The 17,657-nt window shown below is 74.5% G+C and carries 12 protein-coding genes; 3 read left to right on the top strand and 9 right to left on the bottom strand.

What is annotated here, in order from left to right; all coding sequences use genetic code 11:
• Positions 1 to 28: 28 nt before the first annotated feature.
• Entirely contained in the window at positions 29 to 610 is a 582-nt protein-coding gene (locus tag ACNAVT_RS11795) for a TetR/AcrR family transcriptional regulator (RefSeq protein WP_416295501.1), read from the bottom strand.
• Between the two features lie 361 nt (positions 611 to 971).
• On the opposite strand from ACNAVT_RS11795, the gene ACNAVT_RS11790 reads away from it, so the two are divergent.
• The gene (locus ACNAVT_RS11790) at positions 972 to 2,438 is read left to right on the top strand and encodes an MFS transporter (RefSeq protein WP_416295499.1); all 1,467 of its coding nucleotides are present in this window, start codon (positions 972 to 974) and stop codon (positions 2,436 to 2,438) included.
• 15 nt (positions 2,439 to 2,453) lie between these two features.
• Here the strand turns inward: ACNAVT_RS11790 and ACNAVT_RS11785 are convergent, their stop codons facing one another.
• The 3 genes from ACNAVT_RS11785 to gltB form a co-directional block, all read right to left on the bottom strand.
• Entirely contained in the window at positions 2,454 to 4,010 is a 1,557-nt protein-coding gene (locus ACNAVT_RS11785) for an MFS transporter (RefSeq protein WP_416295497.1), read from the bottom strand.
• A gap of 238 nt (positions 4,011 to 4,248) precedes the next feature.
• Positions 4,249 to 5,757: a glutamate synthase subunit beta gene (locus ACNAVT_RS11780; protein ID WP_416295495.1), complete on the bottom strand. Its 1,509-nt coding sequence runs from the start codon at positions 5,755 to 5,757 to the stop codon at positions 4,249 to 4,251.
• Entirely contained in the window at positions 5,750 to 10,420 is a 4,671-nt protein-coding gene (gene gltB, locus ACNAVT_RS11775; RefSeq protein WP_416295494.1) for a glutamate synthase large subunit, read from the bottom strand. The genes ACNAVT_RS11780 and gltB overlap by 8 nt, the downstream gene beginning before the upstream one ends.
• A 147-nt stretch (positions 10,421 to 10,567) precedes the next feature.
• Between gltB and ACNAVT_RS11770 the strand changes: the two genes are divergently transcribed.
• A complete protein-coding gene (locus ACNAVT_RS11770; RefSeq protein WP_416295492.1) occupies positions 10,568 to 11,413 on the top strand; it encodes a GNAT family N-acetyltransferase in 846 nt (281 codons plus the stop codon).
• Positions 11,414 to 11,431: 18 nt separating this feature from the next.
• On the opposite strand, the gene ACNAVT_RS11765 is transcribed toward ACNAVT_RS11770, so the two are convergent.
• Positions 11,432 to 12,619: an FAD-dependent oxidoreductase gene (locus ACNAVT_RS11765; protein WP_416295490.1), complete on the bottom strand. Its 1,188-nt coding sequence runs from the start codon at positions 12,617 to 12,619 to the stop codon at positions 11,432 to 11,434.
• An 11-nt stretch (positions 12,620 to 12,630) separates the two neighbouring features.
• Positions 12,631 to 13,788 carry a prolipoprotein diacylglyceryl transferase gene (gene lgt, locus ACNAVT_RS11760; RefSeq protein WP_416295488.1) on the bottom strand — a complete coding sequence of 386 codons (1,158 nt, stop codon included), beginning with the start codon at positions 13,786 to 13,788 and terminating at the stop codon, positions 12,631 to 12,633.
• 104 nt (positions 13,789 to 13,892) lie between these two features.
• Here lgt and ACNAVT_RS11755 point away from each other — a divergent pair, with 104 nt between their 5' ends.
• Positions 13,893 to 14,453, top strand: coding sequence for an NUDIX hydrolase (locus ACNAVT_RS11755; RefSeq protein ID WP_416295486.1), 561 nt, complete (start codon positions 13,893 to 13,895; stop codon positions 14,451 to 14,453).
• Between the two features lie 142 nt (positions 14,454 to 14,595).
• Here ACNAVT_RS11755 and trpA read toward each other — a convergent pair whose 3' ends face one another.
• The 3 genes from trpA to trpC are packed head-to-tail and all read right to left on the bottom strand — an operon-like array spanning position 14,596 to position 17,536.
• Positions 14,596 to 15,399: a tryptophan synthase subunit alpha gene (trpA, locus tag ACNAVT_RS11750; RefSeq protein WP_416295485.1), complete on the bottom strand. Its 804-nt coding sequence runs from the start codon at positions 15,397 to 15,399 to the stop codon at positions 14,596 to 14,598.
• A gap of 3 nt (positions 15,400 to 15,402) precedes the next feature.
• Positions 15,403 to 16,635 carry a tryptophan synthase subunit beta gene (gene trpB / locus ACNAVT_RS11745; protein WP_416295483.1) on the bottom strand — a complete coding sequence of 411 codons (1,233 nt, stop codon included), beginning with the start codon at positions 16,633 to 16,635 and terminating at the stop codon, positions 15,403 to 15,405.
• A 37-nt stretch (positions 16,636 to 16,672) separates the two neighbouring features.
• Positions 16,673 to 17,536: an indole-3-glycerol phosphate synthase TrpC gene (gene trpC, locus ACNAVT_RS11740; protein WP_416295482.1), complete on the bottom strand. Its 864-nt coding sequence runs from the start codon at positions 17,534 to 17,536 to the stop codon at positions 16,673 to 16,675.
• Positions 17,537 to 17,657 lie beyond the last annotated feature (121 nt).

Raw genomic sequence — 17,657 nt, 5'->3', positions numbered from 1 at the left:
ACCGGCTCCGGCCGTGGCCTCGCGGGCGTCAGGGGCGCGCGACCGGGTGGCGCAGGCCGTCCAGGGCGATGGCCAGCACCCGGTCGCGCTGGGCCGGATCGGGGAACTGGTACGCCGTGATCCCGCTGATCAGCCGCACCACGTCGTCGAAGCTGGCGTCCGGGCGGGCCACCCCGGCCTCCTGGGCGCGGCGCAGCAACGGCTCGCCCGCGGCGTAGATCTCGGTGCGACAGCTGCGGAACACCTCGGAGTCGTGCACCAGCTCCTCGGCGAGGGCCCGCTTGGTGCCGACGTAGGCGACGAACCGGTTCAGCCACGCGACCAGGGCCTCCCACGGGGAGAGGTCCGCCAGGTCGGCGGCGGACCCGCTGAGCGCGCGCACCTCCTCGACGTAGACCGCCTCGAACAGGTCACGCCGACTGGGGAAGTTCCGGTACAGCGTCCCGATGCCGACCCCGGCCCGCCGGGCGATCTCCTCCAGCGATGCGCCCGCGCCGCACTCCCCGAACGCCTCCCGCGCGGCGGCGATCAACGCGTCGTAGTTGCGTCGGGCATCCGCCCGCTTCGGGCGCCGCGCAAGGACCTCTCCCAGCTGGTCGGCGCTGGCCATGACGGGCGTCACCTCTCCTGCCTTGCAACCGGAGGCACCCCTCCGCTAACTTAATGGAGGCACCCCTCCGGAACTGACCGGAGCCATGCCTCCGGATAGCTTACGCCGGACTTTCGGGCCGATCCCGCCTGGCGCGATCGACGAACCAGACACCGGACCCAGGAGGTCCCGCCATGCCCGCATTCGGCTGACCACCCGCAGCTCCGTCCGCCACCACCGCCCGATCGGTCCGGCCACACCGGCGCGAGCCCTCGCCCGATCCGGCGCGAGCGCCCCCGGATCACGTCGACCACACCCCCCCCGGGCGACCGACCGTCGCCTCTGCAGACGCTTCTTTCGTACGCGAACGGGAGTTCCCTCCGTGATCGAAACCACCCGACGCGACTCGCGTCGGTTGACCTTCCTCGTCCTCGCGGCCGGCACCGGCTTCTTCTCGATGCTCCAGTCGCTGATCACCCCGGTGCTGCCCACCATCCAGCACGACCTGCACACCTCCCAGAACACCGTGACCTGGGTGCTGACCGCCTACCTGCTCTCCGCGTCGATCTTCACCCCGATCCTCGGCCGGGTCGGCGACATGGTCGGCAAGGGACGGATGCTGGTCGTCTCCCTCGCCGCGCTCGCGCTGGGCTGCCTGCTGGCGGCCATCGCCCCGAGCATCGGCGTGCTCATCGCCGCCCGGATCGTCCAGGGCGTCGGTGGCGCGGTGTTCCCGCTCTCGTTCGGCATCATCCGCGACGAGTTCCCCGCCGCCCGGGTGAGTTCGGCCGTCGCGGCGATCTCGGCGGTCGTCGCCGCCGGTGGGGGCCTCGGCGTCGTCCTGGCCGGCCCGATCGTCGCCGCCCTGGGATACCGCTGGCTGTTCTGGATCCCGTTGGTCGTCGTCGGGCTCACCGCGCTCGCGGCGCACCGGTTCGTGCCGGAGTCGCCGATCCGTACGCCCGGCCGGATCAACTGGGCAGCCACCCTGCTGCTGTCCGGCTGGCTGGTGGCGCTGCTGCTGCCGGTCAGCAAGGGGGCCGCCTGGGGTTGGACCTCCGGCCGGGTGACCGGCCTGCTGGTGCTCGCCGGCCTGCTCCTGGTCGGCTGGCTGGTGGCCGAAGCCCGCTCGGCGAACCCGCTGATCGACCTGCGGATGATGCGCCTGCCCGGGGTCTGGACGACCAACCTGGTCGCCCTGCTCTACGGCGGCTCGATGTTCGCCGTCTACGCCTTCCTGCCGCAGTTCGTGCAGATCCCGGCCAGCGCCGGATACGGCTTCGGCGCCAGCGTCACCCAGGCCGGGCTGCTGATGCTGCCGATGCTGGTCGCCATGTTCGTCGCCGGCCTCGCCGCCGGCCGGCTGCAGGCCCGGTTCGGCGCCAAGGCGCAGCTGGCGACCGGCGCGGCGTGCAACGTGCTCGCCTCGGCGATGCTGACCGTCGCGCACGACACCCGCTGGGAGATCGGCGTGGCCGGCGGGCTGGTGGGCCTGGGCATCGGGCTGGCGTTCGCCTCGATGGCCAACCTGATCGTGGCCAACGTACCGCCGGGGCAGACCGGCGTGGCGACCGGCATGAACGCCAACGTCCGCACCATCGGCGGCGCGATCGGCGCCGCGGTGGTGAGCAGCGTGATCACCGCTCACCCGCAGGCGAGCGGGCTGCCGCGCGAGGCCGGCTTCACCATGGGCTTCCTGGTCCTCACCGGGATCGCGCTGGCCGCCGTGATGGCCGCACTGATCGTTCCCTCCGGCCGCCGCCCGGCGGTGCGTGGACAGCGCGGGGAGCCGTCGCCGCGACGCGCCGAGCCGGAGCTGACCGGCGAACTCGCGACGGCGGGACGCTGAGCCGCGCGGTGGCCGTCAGGCGGCGGGGCAGCCGACGCGGTGCGCGGCGGGCGACCGGGTGGCGCCGCTCGACCGGGCACGGCGCCCGGACCGGTGCGGGGCGCAGGCGGCACAGTCCTGGGCCGTGCGGCTGGCCCGGAGCCGACCGGTGCCGGGACGCGGCACCACCGGGGACGGGTGCGACAGCGCCGTCGGGGCGGTGCCGGGCAGCCCCGCCGTCCGGGGTGCCGGCGCCGGTCGGGCGGCGCCGACCGCCGCGCTCGCCGGGCGGACGACACGCGCGGCGGTGGCCGCGGCCCGGCGTACCGGGTGGACCACGGGCGCGGCCAGCACCAGGGTGAGCCGGCGGCGCAGCCGGCGCTCGCGGAGCCGGTCGAGGGCGATGCCGGCCACCACCGTGGCGACGGCGGTGACCGTGCCGGCCAGCACCAGGGTCTGCCGGGGCCCGACGTGCTCGGCGAGCCAGCCGAGCAGGGGCGCCCCGACGGCCGCGGAGACCGCGCCGGTGACGGCCAGGGCGGCCAGCACCCGCCCGCGCATGGCGTACTCGGTGTCGAGCTGGGCGCGGGCGCCGACCGTGGTGTCGATGATCACCGCCGCCGCCGCGACGGGCAGGATCACCGCGGCGAAGCTCAGCGTCCCCGGGGCCAGGCCGGCGACGATCTGCAGCCCGCTGGCCAGCAGGCCCGCCGCGACCAGCACCCCGTAGCCGAGTTCCCGGCGGCGGGCGGCGACCAGCGCGCCGAGCACGGTGCCGACGGCGAAGACGGTGGAGAGGAAGCCGTAGCCGGACGCGCCACCGCCCAGCGGCCCGTCGCTCATCGCCGCCATGGTGACCTGGTAGTTGCGGCCCAGGCTGCCGAGCACGAAGGACAGCGCCAGGGCCACCAGCACCACCGGCTGGCGCAGCAGGTAGCGGAAGCCGGCGCGGATGCTGCGGTCCGCCGGCCCGGCGTCGGCCGCCGCCGGCTCGCCGGTGTGCCGCTCCACCTCGCGTACGGCGAACAGGGCCGCGACGACCGCGACGAAGCTGGCGGAGTTGATGGCGAAGAGCAGCCCCGGGCCGACGGCGGCGACCACGACGGCGCCGACGCTCATGCCGAGAATGCGGCCGGCGGAGTTGGTGAGCGAGCCGAGCGCGAGGGCGTTGCCGAGGCTTTCCCGGTCCACCAGGGTCGAGCACCAGCGGCCCATCACCGGCCCCTCGATCGCCGACACCGCACCGGTGACCAGCGAGATCGCATAGATCGCCGGCAGTCCGCCGGCACCGGTCACCGCCACCACGGCCAGCCCGGCGGCGAGGGCCGCGTGGGCGGCCTGGGCGACGATCAGCAGCGGCCGGGCGGGCAGCCGGTCGGCGAGCGCGCCACCCCAGACGCTGAGCACCAGGGTCGGCAGCGCCTGGAGCAGGACGGCGAGCCCCATGGAGGTCGCGGACCCGGTTCGCGCCAGCACGTACCAGTTCACGCCGAGAACCTGCATCCAGGTTCCGATGACCGACACGAAACCGGCGGCGGCCCAGATCCGGTAGTTGCGGTGGCGCAGCGCGGCGAACATGGCGCCGAGGGCCATGAGGATTTCCCCGTCCAGACGGTGACACGACGAAAGCCGGACCTCACAGGTCCGGCCAGCCGCCAAGTCTGACGGCAATCAGCCCAGCTCACCGGTGTTCGTGAGCAGGCTCACCCTGGCCCGCGCCCCCGGCGACGGGCCCGCGAACGCCGACCTCGGGGTGCCCGACAGGTCAGGACCCCCCGAGGTCGGCGATCCGGAGCCGACCAGGCCGCGGACCAGCCTCTGCGGCGTCGGTTCAGCGCGCGGCCAGCGGCTGCCGGGCCGGGTCCACCGGAGCCGGCAGCGCCCCCACCCCACCGAGATGGGAGTGGATGGCCGCGGCGACGGCCCGCCCCTCGGCGATCGCCCAGACGATCAGCGACGCGCCCCGGTGCATGTCGCCGGCGACGAACACCCCGTCGACGTCGGTCTGCCAGTCGGGGCGGGCGTCGACCGCACCCCGGGCGTTGCGGGTCACCCCGAGCTGGGCCAGCAGCGGCTGCTCCTCGGTGCCCTCGAAGCCGATGGCCAGCAGCACCAGGTCGGCCGGCAGTTCCCGCTCCGAGCCCGGCAGCACGGTGACGATCCGCCGGCCGTCCCGCTTCTCCACGGTCACCTCGACGATCCGGACCGCCCGCACCTGGCCGGTGCCGTCGTCGACGAACTCCTGCACGGCGACGGCGAAGACCCGCTCGCCGCCCTCCTCGTGCGCCGGGTAGTTGCGCAGGAGCCACGGCCAGGTGGGCCACGGATCCCGGGCGGCGTCCCGGTCGACCGGGGGCTGCGGATAGAGGTCCAGCTGGTGTACGCCGGCCGCGCCCTGCCGGTGCGCCACGCCGAGGCAGTCCGCGGCGGTGTCGCCACCGCCGATGATCACCACGTGCTTGCCGGCCGCGTCGATCGGGGTGCCGTCCGGGAGGGTGGCCGGGGCGGGACGCTCCTCGCCGGCCGCGGCGACGACCCGGTTGGCGGCCACCAGGTGCGCCATCGCCTGGTGTACGCCGCGCAGCTCCCGGCCGGGCGTCTCCGGAGTGTCCCGGCCCTGCAACGCGCCGCAGGCGAGCAGGACCGCGTCGTGCTCGGCGCGTAGCTGCTCGGCGGTCACGTCGACGCCCACGTTCACCCCGGTGCGGAAGACCACGCCCTCGGCGGTGAGTTGGGCCAGCCGCCGGTCGATGTGGTGCTTCTCCAGCTTGAAGTCGGGGATGCCGTAGCGGAGCAGGCCGCCGAGCGCGTCGTCCCGCTCGTACACGGTGACGGCGTGCCCGGCGCGGGCGAGCTGCTGCGCGGCGGCGAGCCCGGTGGGGCCCGAGCCGACCACGGCGACGGACTTCCCGGTCGGGGCCGGCGCCGGGCGGGGCCGCAGCCCGCCGCGGGCCACGGCCGCGTCCGCGATCTCCACCTCCACCTGCTTGATGGTGACCGGCTGCTGCCCGCCGAGACCGAGCACGCAGGCCGCCTCGCAGGGCGCCGGGCAGAGCCGGCCGGTGAACTCGGGGAAGTTGTTGGTGGCGTGCAGCGAGCCCACCGCGGCGTCCCAGTCGCCGGTGCGGACCAGGTCGTTCCAGTCCGGGATGCGGTTACCGAGCGGGCAGCCGTCGTGGCAGAACGGAATGCCGCAGTCCATGCAGCGGGTCGCCTGTTCGCGGATCAGCTCAGGGCCGGCCGGCGGGTACACCTCCCGCCAGTCCATGATCCGCACCGGCACCGGACGCCGCGCGGGCAGCCGCCGGTCGTAACGCAGGAAACCGTTCGGGTCAGGCACGAGCCACCTCCTGGGCGGTTGCCCGCGGGGCGGGCGGCACCGGCATCGCCGGTGGGGCCGGCTGAGCCGGCGCCGTCAGTTCCTTCATGACCGCGTCGTCGACGTCACGGCCGGCGGCTTCGGCGGCCCGCATGATCTCCAACACCCGGCGGTAATCCCGGGGCACCACGGCGGTGAACTCCTCCACCGCCTCCGGCCAGCGCTTGAGCAGCTCCTCCGCGACCGCCGAGTCGGTCTCGGCGAAGTGCCGCTGCACCAGCTCGTGCAGCCGGTCCCGCTCCTCCTCGCCCAGCGGCGACAGGTCGACCAGCTCGGTGTTGACCAGCCGCCGGTCGAGCCGGTACACGAACGCGGTGCCGCCGGACATGCCGGCGGCGAAGTTGCGCCCGGTCGGCCCGAGCACCACCACGGTGCCGCCGGTCATGTACTCGCAGCCGTGGTCGCCGACGCCCTCGACAACGGCCACCGCGCCGGAGTTGCGCACCGCGAACCGCTCGCCGACCCGGCCACGCAGCAGCAACTCGCCGCCGGTGGCCCCGTACAGGATGGTGTTGCCGGCGATGATCTGGTCCTCGGCCCGCTCCCCCGGCCCGGCCTCGGCGGCCACGAACGGCGCGGCGAAATCCGGGCGGACGATGATCCGCCCGCCGGAGAGGCCCTTGCCGACGTAGTCGTTGGCGTCGCCCCGCAGGCGCAGGGTGACCCCGCGCGGCAGGAACGCGCCGAACGACTGGCCGGCGGTGCCGTGCAGCAGGAACTCGACGGTGTCGGCGGGCAGCCCGGCGCCGCCGAAGCGGCGGGTCACCTCGCCGCCGAGCATCGCGCCGACGCTGCGGTGCTCGTTGCGGACGGCCACCTCGACCCGGACCGGCGTGCCGTCCCGCAGCGCCGGCTCGGCCAGCGCGATCAGCTGGTTGTCCAGGGCCAGGTCCAGGCCGTGGTCCTGGGCCCGGGTCCCGCGCCGCGCCGCGCCCTCGGGCAGCTGCGGCAGGTGCAGGACCCGGCTGAGGTCGAGCCCGTGCCCCTTCCAGTGGTCGATGGCCGGGGTGACGTCGAGCAGCTCGGAGTGCCCGATCGCCTCGTCGATGCTGTGGAAGCCCAGCTCGGCGAGGTAGCCGCGGACCTCCTCGGCGAGGAAGAGGAAGAAGTTCTCCACGAACTCGGGCTTGCCGGTGAAGCGCTCACGCAGCACCGGGTTCTGGGTGGCGATGCCGACCGGGCAGGTGTCCAGGTGGCAGACCCGCATCATCACGCAGCCCTCGACGATCAGCGGGGCGGTGGCGAAGCCGAACTCCTCCGCGCCGAGCAGCGCCGCGATCAGCACGTCCCGGCCCGTCTTGAGCTGGCCGTCGACCTGCACGGTGACCCGGTCGCGGAGCTTGTTGAGCAGCAGTGTCTGCTGCGCCTCGGCCAGGCCCAGCTCCCAGGGCGTGCCGGCGTGCTTGAGCGAGTTGAGCGGCGACGCGCCGGTGCCGCCGTCGTGGCCGGAGATCAGGATGACGTCGGCCTTGAGCTTGGCGACGCCGGCCGCGACCGTGCCGACGCCCACCTCGCTGACCAGCTTGACGTGCACCCGGGCGGCCGGGTTGACGCACTTGAGGTCGTGGACGAGCTGGGCCAGGTCCTCGATGGAGTAGATGTCGTGGTGCGGCGGCGGGGAGATCAGGCCGACGCCCGGGGTGGCGTGCCGGGTACGTGCGATCCACGGCCACACCTTGTTGCCGGGGAGCTGGCCGCCCTCGCCGGGCTTGGCGCCCTGGGCCATCTTGATCTGGAGGTCGTCGGCGTTGACCAGGTATTCGCTGGTCACGCCGAAGCGGCCGCTGGCGACCTGCTTGACGGCCGAGCGCCGCTGCGGGTCCCGCAGCCGCTCGACGTCCTCGCCGCCCTCGCCGGTGTTGGACTTGCCGCCGAGGCGGTTCATCGCGATGGCCAGGGTCTCGTGCGCCTCCGCCGAGATCGACCCGTACGACATGGCGCCCGTGGCGAACCGTTTCACGATCTCGCCGGCCGGCTCCACCTCGTCCAGCGGCACCGGTGGACGTACGCCGGTGCGCAGGGTGAACAGGCCGCGCAGCGAGCCGGCCCGGGCGGCCAGCTCGTCGACCTTGGCGGTGTACGTGCGGAAGACGTCGTACTGGCGGCTGCGGGTGGCGTGCTGGAGCAGGAACACCGTCTCCGGGTTGAACAGGTGCAGCTCGCCCTCGCGGCGCCACTGGTACTCGCCACCGACCTCCAGCCGGTCGGAGGGCTGCGCGCCGGGGGCCGGCCAGGCCAGTCCGTGCCGGGCGGCCACCTCGGCGTGGATCTCGTGCAGCCCGATGCCGCCGATCGTGCTCGGGGTGCCCCGGAAGTAACGCTCGACCAGGCGGGTGTCCAGGCCGACCGCCTCGAAGACCTGGGCGCCGCAGTACGACGAGACCGTCGAGATGCCCATCTTCGACATGATCTTCAGGACGCCCTTGCCGAGCGCCTTGACGTAGTTGCGCACCGCTTTGACCCGATCCACGCCGGCCAGGGCGCCCGTGGAGATCATGTCCTCCACCGACTCGAAGGCCAGGTACGGGTTGACCGCCGCCGCGCCGTACCCGATCAGCACGGCCGCGTGGTGCACCTCGCGGCAGTCGCCGGACTCGACGATCAGCGCCACCTGGGTGCGGGTCTGCTCGCGGACCAGGTGCTGGTGCACGGCCGCGGTGAGCAGCAGCGACGGGATCGGGGCCAGGTCGGCGTTGGAGTCCCGGTCGGAGAGCACCAGGATCCGGACCCCGTCCTCGATCGCCTCGGAGACGTGCCGGCAGATCTCGGTGAGCCGGGCCTTGATGCCGGCGCCGCCGTCCCGTACCCGGTAGAGGCCGGAGACCCGGACCGCCTTGAAGCCGGGCAGGTCGCCGTCCTCGTCAATGGAGAGGATCTTGGCCAGCTCGTCGTTGTCGATCACCGGGTAGGGCAGCACGATCTGCCGGCAGCTCGCCGGGCCCGGGTCGAGAAGGTTGGCCTCCGGCCCGATGGTGGACGCCAGGCTGGTCACCAGCTCCTCCCGGATGGCGTCCAGCGGCGGGTTGGTGACCTGGGCGAAGAGCTGGTGGAAGTAGTCGTAGAGCAGCCGCGGCCGGGTGGACAACGCAGCGATCGGGGTGTCCGTGCCCATCGAGCCGATCGGCTCCGCGCCGCTGCGGGCCATCGGGGCGAGCAGAATCTTCAGCTCCTCCTCGGTGTAGCCGAAGGTCTGCTGCCGGCGGCGTACCGAGTCGTGGGTGTAGACGATGTGCTCGCGCGGCGGCAGCTCGTCCAGCTCGATGAGGCCGGCGTGCAGCCACTCGTCGTACGGCCGGGCGGCGGCCAGCTCGCTCTTGATCTCGTCGTCCTGGACGATCCGGCCGTTGACCGTGTCGACCAGGAACATCTTCCCCGGCTGGAGGCGGCCCTTGGCCACCACGGTGGCCGGGTCGAGGTCGAGCACGCCCGCCTCGCTGCCCAGCACCACCAGCCCGTCGGCGGTGCGCCACCAACGGCCGGGGCGCAGCCCGTTGCGGTCGAGCACCGCGCCGACGATCTCGCCGTCCGTGAAGGCGACCGAGGCGGGGCCGTCCCACGGCTCCATCAGGCTGGCGTGGAAGCGGTAGAAGGCGCGCTTGTCGGCGCCCATCTGCGGGTCGTTCTCCCACGCCTCCGGGATCATCATCAGCACCGCGTGCGGCAGGCTCCGCCCGGCCAGGTGCAGCAGCTCGAGGACCTCGTCGAAGTTGGCCGAGTCCGACGCGGCCGGGGTGCAGACCGGGAAGACCCGACGGAGGTTGCCCGGGATGTTCGGGGTACGCAGAAGCGCCTCGCGGGCCTGCATCCAGTTCCGGTTGCCGCGGATCGTGTTGATCTCGCCGTTGTGGGCGATGAACCGGTAGGGGTGGGCCAGCGGCCACGACGGGAAGGTGTTGGTGGAGAACCGGGAGTGCACCAGGGCGATCCCGCTGACCACCCGCTCGTCGGTCAGCTCCGGAAAGAACGCGGGAAGCTGGTCCGGCGTGAGCATGCCCTTCCAGACCATGGTCCGTCCGGACAGCGACGGGAAGTAGGCGGACGCGCCCCGCTCGGCGGTCTCCCGCTCGGCCTGCTTGCGGACACAGAACGCCACCCGGTCCAGGTCCAGCCCGGTCAACGGGGAGCCGGCCGGGCCGGCGACCGAATCGGTGAGCCGGCGCGCGGCGAGGAAGACCTGCCGGATCCGGGGCATCGCCGCCAGGGCGGTCTCGCCGAGACCGCTCGGATCGGTCGGGACGTCCCGCCAGCCGAGGATGTCGGCCCCCTCGACCAGGGCGTACTTCTCCACCACCTGGCGGGCCCGGGCCTCGGCCGCGTCGTCGTCCGGGAGGAAGACCAGGCCGGTGGCGTACTGGCCGGCGGGCGGCAGCGGGAAGTCGGCGACCGCGCGCAGGAACGCGTCCGGCACCTGGATCATGATCCCGGCGCCGTCACCGGTGTTGTGCTCCGCGCCCCGGGCACCACGGTGGTCCAACCGGCGCAGCGCCGCGAGGCCGTTCGCGACGACCTCGTGCGAGCGGCGCCCGTGCAGGTCGGCCACGAAGGCGACACCGCACGCGTCATGCTCGTGCGCGGGGTCGTAGAGCCCCGTCGGCTGCGGGCTGAGAGGGTACGGAAAGGCCACCCGGGCCTCCTGTCGTCACTCAGGTAGTTCATGCTCGGGACGACGTCGGCCCTTGGCGGTTTTGTTGAGTCTACGTTAGGGCGACCGGCGCGGGGCCAGTGCAGATTGATCACACCTTCCACAGTCTGGGACAGGTAGTCTCGCGCGGTGGATGTCGTACGCGCTGACGAACTCGATCGGTTGGAGCGTTTCTACGACGCCGTGCCCCGGGACGGGGCCCGTGCGGAGGAGTACGGCGCTCTGGTGCTCTTCGTCCGGGACGGCGCCGGCTGGCCGTTCTACGCCCGCCCCCGCCTCGACGCCACCGCCCCGCCCGCGCTGGCCGACGTGAACGCGGTCCGGGCCCGCCAACGGGAGCTGGGCCTGCCGGAGGCGTTCGAGTGGGTGCACGAGGTCACCCCGGACCTGCTGGCGGTGGCCCGTTCGGCGGGGCTGTCCGTGCTGGAGGCGCCGCTGATGGTGCTTGACCCGGCGCGCCTGCCCGACCCGGCGGCGCTCAGCGACGTACCGGTGCGGGTCCTCGACCCGGCCGAGCCCGGCTTCGCGGCGGACGTGGCGGCCCGCCGGGCCGTCGCGTCGGTCGGCTTCTCGAACGGTGGCACCGCGCGCGGCGAGGCCGGGCCGGCCGAGCGCGACGCCGCGGTCTCCCGGCTGGACGTGGCCGCGCTGGAGGAGGAGGCCGTCCGGATCGCCGACGGGCGGCGGATCTCCGCGCTCGCCGAGACCCCCGACCAGGGCCCGCTCGCCAGCGGGATGGCGATGCGGGTCGGGGACGTGGCGGAGATCGCCGGGGTGGCCACCCTCCCGGCGGCCCGTCGACGCGGCCTCGGCGCGGCGGTCACCGCCGTCCTCGCGCGCGAACTGCGCGCCGCCGGCACCGACCTGGTCTTCCTCTCCGCCGGCAGCGAGGAGATCGCCCGGGTCTACCTGCGGGTCGGCTTCCGCCGGGTCGGCACCGCCTGCATCGCCGAGCCGGCCGCCCTCATCGGCTGATCCGGCCGGGCTGCCGGATCAGGCCGGCGGGTGCCAGGCGGCGGCGGCCGCCGCCGCCGTGTTGCGCAGCCGGGGACTGATCGTGCCGAGGGCGGCGTCGCGGGCGCGCAGCGCCAGCCGGCCCCGGGTCTGCAGGACCGCCGACATCCGGCGGGTCTGCCGCACCATCGTCGCCGCCCGGGGCCGGCGCAGCCGGTCGTACGCGGCCACCGCGTCGGGGAGCCGCGACTCGCGCAGCAACGCGGACAGCGTGGCCGCGTCCTCGAACGCGAGGCAGGCGCCCTGGCCGAGGTGCGGGGGCATGGCGTGCGCGGCGTCACCGAGCAGCACCACCCCGCCCGGCCCGGCCGGGAAGCCGTACGCCCGGGGCAGCGGGCGCAGCTCGCGGATCTCCTGCTGCACCAGGTCGAGCGGGTCGGTGGCGTCGAGCAGCTCGGCGATCGGCGCGGGCCAGCCCGCGTACCAGCGCTTGAGCAGGGCGAGCTGGGTCTCCGGCGGCTCCGGGCGAGGCGCTCCGGCGGCGGTGGCCACCCAGTAGACGCCGCCCCGGCGGGAGGCGCCGGCGGTGCCCCGTTCGCCGAGCGAGGCGGCCACGAAGCGGTAGCCGGCACCCAGCGTCTCCCCGAACACCAGCTGGTCGGCGGCGAGCTGCGGGACCCGGTACCAGGGGATGACAGCCCGCCACGCGGCGCAGCCGGAGCTGACCACCGCCGCCTCCGGAGCGAGCTGCCGGCGGATCTCGCTGTCGGTGCCGTCGGCGGCGACCACCAGGTCCGCCGTCACGGTGTGCCGGCCGTCGCCGACCGAGGGGCGTTCTCCGGGCACCGCCCGCACGGTCCGCACGGTCACCCCGGTACGCAGCTCCACCTGGTCACCCAGGCCGGCGATGAGCGCGTCGTGCAGGTCCTCCCGGTGCACCACCACCGGCATCCGCTCCGCGGGGGTGGGGCGGGGCTGCACCAGCCAGTGCCCGTCGGGGCGGCGCACCCCGCCGTCGGGCAGCGGGGTGGCGATCGCGTCCAGCCCGGCACCGAGGCCGAGGGCACGCAGCGCGCGTACCCCGTTGGGCCAGAGCACGACGGCGGTCGGCTCCGGGCGGACCCGGTCGGCCCGTTCGAGGAGGGTGACCCGCCACCCGGAGCGGGCCAGCGCGCCGGCCACCGCCAGGCCGCCGAGGCCGGCGCCGACCACCACCGCGGTACGCATGGCTGCCCCGCTCAGCTGTCCCGGTCGTTGGCCGCAGCCGGGGTTCCCCCGCCGGCGCCGGCGTCGGAGCGGGCCTCGGCGTCCACGGCGGTCGGGGCGTCCGCGTCCGCCGCCGGAGCCGCCTCGGCGTCGGCCGCCGCCGGCTCCTCGTCGGGGACCGCGCCGGTCTCCTGGTACGCGCGGAACTGCTCCTCGCTCACCACGCGGTAGCCCTCCGGCGCGGCCTGCCGCGGCCCGGCGTCGCCGGCGGAGAGGTCGACCTGCGACACGTCGCCGCCCGCGGGTGGGACCGGGGCGGCCAGGGTGCCGACCGGGACCAGGTACTCGCGGGGCCCCCGGACCCGCAGGAAGTAGACCAGCGCGCCGAGGAAGACCAGCACCGCGGTCCACACGTTGAGCCGCAGGCCGAGGATGTGGTTGGCCTCGTCCGTGCGCATCATCTCGATCCAGAACCGGCCCGCGGTGTAGCCCATCACATACAGCGCGAACGCCCGGCCCCGACCGAACCGCAGCTTGCGGTCGAGGGCGAAGACGAGCGCGGCGACGCCGATGGTCCAGATCGCCTCGTAGAGGAAGGTCGGGTGGTAGAGCCCCGGCTGGAGGACCGGGTGGCCGGCCTCGTCGCGCAGCGCGTGCCCCGGATTGTCCGGGTCCATCACGTGCACCTGGAGGCCCCAGGGCAGGCTGGTGCGGCCGCCGTAGAGCTCGTTGTTGAACCAGTTGCCGAGCCGGCCGACCGCCTGGGCCAGCGGCAGGCCCGGCGCCAGCGCGTCGGCCACCACGCCGAGCGGGATGCCGAGCTGGCGGGCGGCGAACCAGGCGCCGACCGCGCCGCCGGCGACCGCGCCCCAGATGCCGAGCCCGCCCTCCCAGATCGCGAACGCCTTGAGCGGCTCGCCGCCGGCACCGAAGTATTTCTCCGGCGAGGTGATCACGTGGTAGATCCGGGCGCCGACGATGCCGGCCGGCACCGCCCAGACGGCGATGTCGAGCACCGCGCCGGGGGCGACGCCGCGCCGGCGCAGCCGGTGCTCGGTCACCACGCCGGCCAGCACGATGCCGACAATGATGCAGAGAGCGTACGCCCGGATCGGAATCGGTCCGAGCTGCCAGACGGCGGTGCTGGGGCTGGGCAGGGCCGCCAGTGGGGTCATCAGGGCGAGGGTCACGGGTGAACACGCTACCCGTGCGGACCGTGTTGGTGGCACCCCCGGTCCGGCCAGCTTCGCAGGTCGGCTGACTTCTGGTTTGCGCGGCCGTAGGCTGTTTGTCCATGAGCGCGCTCACCTGGGCGGTCGCCGCGGTCGTCACCGACCAGGCCGACCGGGTGCTGCTGTGCCGGCGGTCCGGCGGCGGCCGCCGTTGGGCGTTGCCCGGCGGGCGGCTGCGCCGCGACGAGAGCCCGCTTCTGGCCGCGGTACGCGAGATCCGGGCCGAGACCGGCTGGCAGGTCGAGCTGGTCGACCTGGTGGGCCTATACCGGCTCCACGACCAGGGCGCCGCCCCACCCCCGGCGGGCCGCTGCGGCGCGCTGCCCGACGTTCTGGTGCACGTGTTCCGCGCCCGGATCCGCGGCGAGGGGCCGGCCGCCACTCCGGTGGGCGGCTGCCACCTGGGCTGGCACGCGCCGAACCTGCTCCCGGAGGAGCTCACCCCGACCACCCGCGCCGCCGTGGCCGACGCCCTGGCGGGCCGGTCCGGCGTGCTGCGGGAGGCCCTACCGGAGTCGCTCCCCGTCGCCGGCACCGCCCCGCACGCCGGCGGGGGCGCCGGCACCGCGGGCCCGCCGCCCGGGCCGCGTTCCCCCGGCACCCTGGGGACCAGCCGGCGGTGAGCCCGCCGCCCTGAGGCGGTCGCGGGGGCAGGTGGGTCGCGGTCGGGCGGCACGCGCCACCCGCCACCGATCGCCGACCGGAGCGATGGACACCGATCACCGTGCGGGCGTGGCCGCCCCGCCGGCCGGCGCGAGGGTCGGGTCAGCGGGCCGGGTTGCGGACGCCTTCGGCGAGTTCGGAGCTCAGCGCGCGCAGGGCGGCCAAGCCCTCGGCCTGGCCGGGGGCGTCGAGCAGCCGGCGGATCAGCGCGCTGCCGACGATGACGGCGTCGGCGTACCCGGCGACGGTGCCGGCCTGCGCGCCGGTGCCCACGCCCAGCCCGACGCCGACCGGCAGGTCGGTGACCTCACGCAGCCGGGAGACCAGGATCGGCGCCGCCTCGGAGGTCTGTGCCCGGGCACCGGTGACACCCATGATCGCGGTGGCGTAGACGAAGCCCCGGCAGTGCTCGGCCGTCATCTTCAGCCGCGCGTCGGTGGAGGACGGGGAGACCAGGAACGTCCGGTCCAGGCCGTGCGCGTCGGAAGCGGCCAGCCACTCGCCGGCCTCCTCGGGGATGAGGTCCGGGGTGACCAGGCCGGTGCCCCCGGCGGCGGCCAGGTCGCGGGCGAACGCGTCGACGCCGTACTGCTCGATCGGGTTCCAGTAGGTCATGGTGACCACCGGCGCGCCGGTCGCCGCCACTGCCTCGATGATGCGCAGCGTGTCCCGGGTGCGCACGCCGCCGGCCAGGGCGATGTCGCTGGCCCGCTGGATGACGGGACCGTCCATCACCGGGTCGGAGTACGGGATCTCCACCTCGATGACGTCCACGCCGGCCTCGATCATGGCCCGCATGGCGGCGATGCTGCCCTCGACGGTCGGGAACCCGGCCGGCATGCAGCCGACCAGCACGGCCCGCCCGTCGGCGCGGGCCTTGTCGAACGCCACCCCGATGCGGCTCATCAGCTACTCCTTGTCGAGGATGCCGAAGTACTCGCCGGCGGTGTGGACGTCCTTGTCGCCCCGGCCGGAGAGATTGACCACGATGACCGGCTCCCGGCCCAGCTCGGCGGCGAGCTGCGGGGCGATCTTGCATGCGCCGGCGAGGGCGTGGGAACTCTCGATCGCCGGGATGATCCCCTCGGTGCGGCAGAGCAGCTCGAACGCGGCCATCGCCTCGTCGTCGTCGACCGGCAGGTACGTCGCCCGGCCGCTGTCGTGCAGCCAGGCGTGCTCCGGCCCGACGCCCGGGTAGTCCAGCCCCGCCGAGATCGAGTGCGACTCGATCGTCTGCCCGTCCTCATCCTGGAGCACGTACGTACGGGTGCCGTGCAGGACGCCGGAGGAGCCGCCGGTGATGCTGGCGGCGTGCCGACCGGTCGCCACGCCCTCGCCGCCGGCCTCGAAGCCGTAGAGCCGGACGCCGGGGTCGGGCACGAAGGCGTGGAAGATGCCGAGCGCGTTGGAGCCGCCGCCGACGCAGGCCGCGACCGCGTCCGGCAGCCCGCCGGTCAGGTCGAGGCACTGCTGGCGGGCCTCCTCCCCGATGCCGCGCACGAAGTCCCGGACCATCTCGGGGAACGGGTGCGGGCCGGCGGCCGTGCCGATCAGGTAGTGCGTGCTGTCGACGTTGGCGACCCAGTCCCGCATCGCCTCGTTCATCGCGTCCTTGAGGGTCCGCGAGCCGGTGGTGACCGGGACGACGGTGGCGCCGAGCATCCGCATCCGCGCCACGTTCAGCGCCTGCCGCTGGGTGTCCACCTCGCCCATGTAGACCACGCACTCGAGGTCGAACAGGGCGGCGGCGGTGGCGGTGGCCACGCCGTGCTGGCCGGCGCCGGTCTCGGCGATCACCCGGGTCTTGCCCATCCGTTTGGTGAGCAGGGCCTGGCCGAGCACGTTGCGCACCTTGTGCGCCCCGGTGTGATTGAGGTCCTCCCGCTTGAGCAGGATCCGCGCCCCGGCCCTCGCGGAGAACCGCCGGGCCTCGTAGAGCCGCGAGGGGGTGCCGGCGTAGTCACGCAGCAGGGCGTCGAACTCGGCGAGGAACTCCTCGTCGGTCATCGCCTTCCGGTACGCCACCTCCAGCTCGTCGAGCGCCGCGACCAGCGCCTCCGGGACGAAGCGTCCACCGAACCGGCCGAAGTGACCGGCGGCGTCGGGGACCCGGGTGGCCGGAGCCGAGGCGTCAGCGCTCATCGCGATCTCCTCTCGCTGCGTGCGGGACCGGCGCGCGTCAGCGCACCGGGCGGGGTGTGGCGGGGTGGTTGCCGGCGTTGACCAGCGCGGCGACCGCCTCGCGGGGGCTCTTCTGGGTGACCAGACCCTCGCCGACCAGGACCGCGTCGGCACCCGCCGAGGCGTATCGGATGAGGTCGTGCGGGCCACGCACACCCGACTCGGCGATCTTGACGACGCTGCTGGGCAGACCGGGCGCGATCCGCTCGAACACCGAGCGGTCGACCTCCAGGGTGCGCAGGTTACGGGCGTTGACGCCGATCACCTGCGCGCCGGCCTCCAGGGCCCGGTCGGCCTCCTCCTCGGTGTGCACCTCGACCAGCGCGGTCATGCCGAGCGACTCGATCCGCTCCAGCAGCCCGACCAGCACGTTCTGCTCCAGCGCCGCGACGATCAGCAGCACCAGGTCGGCGCCGTGTGCCCGCGCCTCGTGCACCTGGTAGCTGGAGACCACGAAGTCCTTACGCAGCACCGGAATGTTGACCGCGGCCCGCACGGCGGCCAGGTCGTCCAGCGACCCGCCGAACCAGCGGCCCTCGGTGAGCACGCTGATCGCCCGGGCGCCTCCGGCCGCGTAGTCGCCGGCCAGGTCGGCCGGGTCGGCGATCTCGGCCAGCTGCCCCTTCGACGGTGAGGAGCGCTTCACCTCGGCGATCACGGCCACGCCGGGCCGGCGCAGGGCCGCGTACGCGTCCAGCGGCGGCGGCGCGGCGGCGGCCAGCTCGCGGATCCGCTCCAGCGGAACCCGCTCCTGTCGCCGGGCCACGTCCTCACGGACGCCGGCCAGGATCTCGTCGAGTACGCCTGCGGACGGCACCGAACCGGCCTCGTCCCCCTCCGCGTGTGCATGCTCAGCAGTCACCAACGGACTCCCCTCTCCGGGTGCCATGTGCCGATGCTAGGGGGCGCCAACCGGCGACAAGTGGTGGGGGTATGGCGCTCCTCACGAAATGGGCTGTGGCATGATGGCCGGCTTCGGTGAG

The organism is Micromonospora sp. SL4-19, assembly GCF_047921475.1.
Taxonomy (GTDB): domain Bacteria; phylum Actinomycetota; class Actinomycetes; order Mycobacteriales; family Micromonosporaceae; genus Micromonospora.
Note: the sequence above shows the minus strand (reverse complement) of the source record. Positions and strands in the feature narration are given on the sequence as shown.

Coding starts and splice junctions, on each gene's coding strand:
- ACNAVT_RS11785 (WP_416295497.1), bottom strand. CDS start 4,010: ATGGCCCTCGGCGCCATGTTCGCCGCGCTGCGCCACCGCAACTACCGG.
- ACNAVT_RS11795 (WP_416295501.1), bottom strand. CDS start 610: ATGGCCAGCGCCGACCAGCTGGGAGAGGTCCTTGCGCGGCGCCCGAAG.
- trpA (WP_416295485.1), bottom strand. CDS start 15,399: ATGAGCCGCATCGGGGTGGCGTTCGACAAGGCCCGCGCCGACGGGCGG.
- ACNAVT_RS11765 (WP_416295490.1), bottom strand. CDS start 12,619: ATGCGTACCGCGGTGGTGGTCGGCGCCGGCCTCGGCGGCCTGGCGGTG.
- ACNAVT_RS11755 (WP_416295486.1), top strand. CDS start 13,893: ATGAGCGCGCTCACCTGGGCGGTCGCCGCGGTCGTCACCGACCAGGCC.
- trpB (WP_416295483.1), bottom strand. CDS start 16,635: ATGAGCGCTGACGCCTCGGCTCCGGCCACCCGGGTCCCCGACGCCGCC.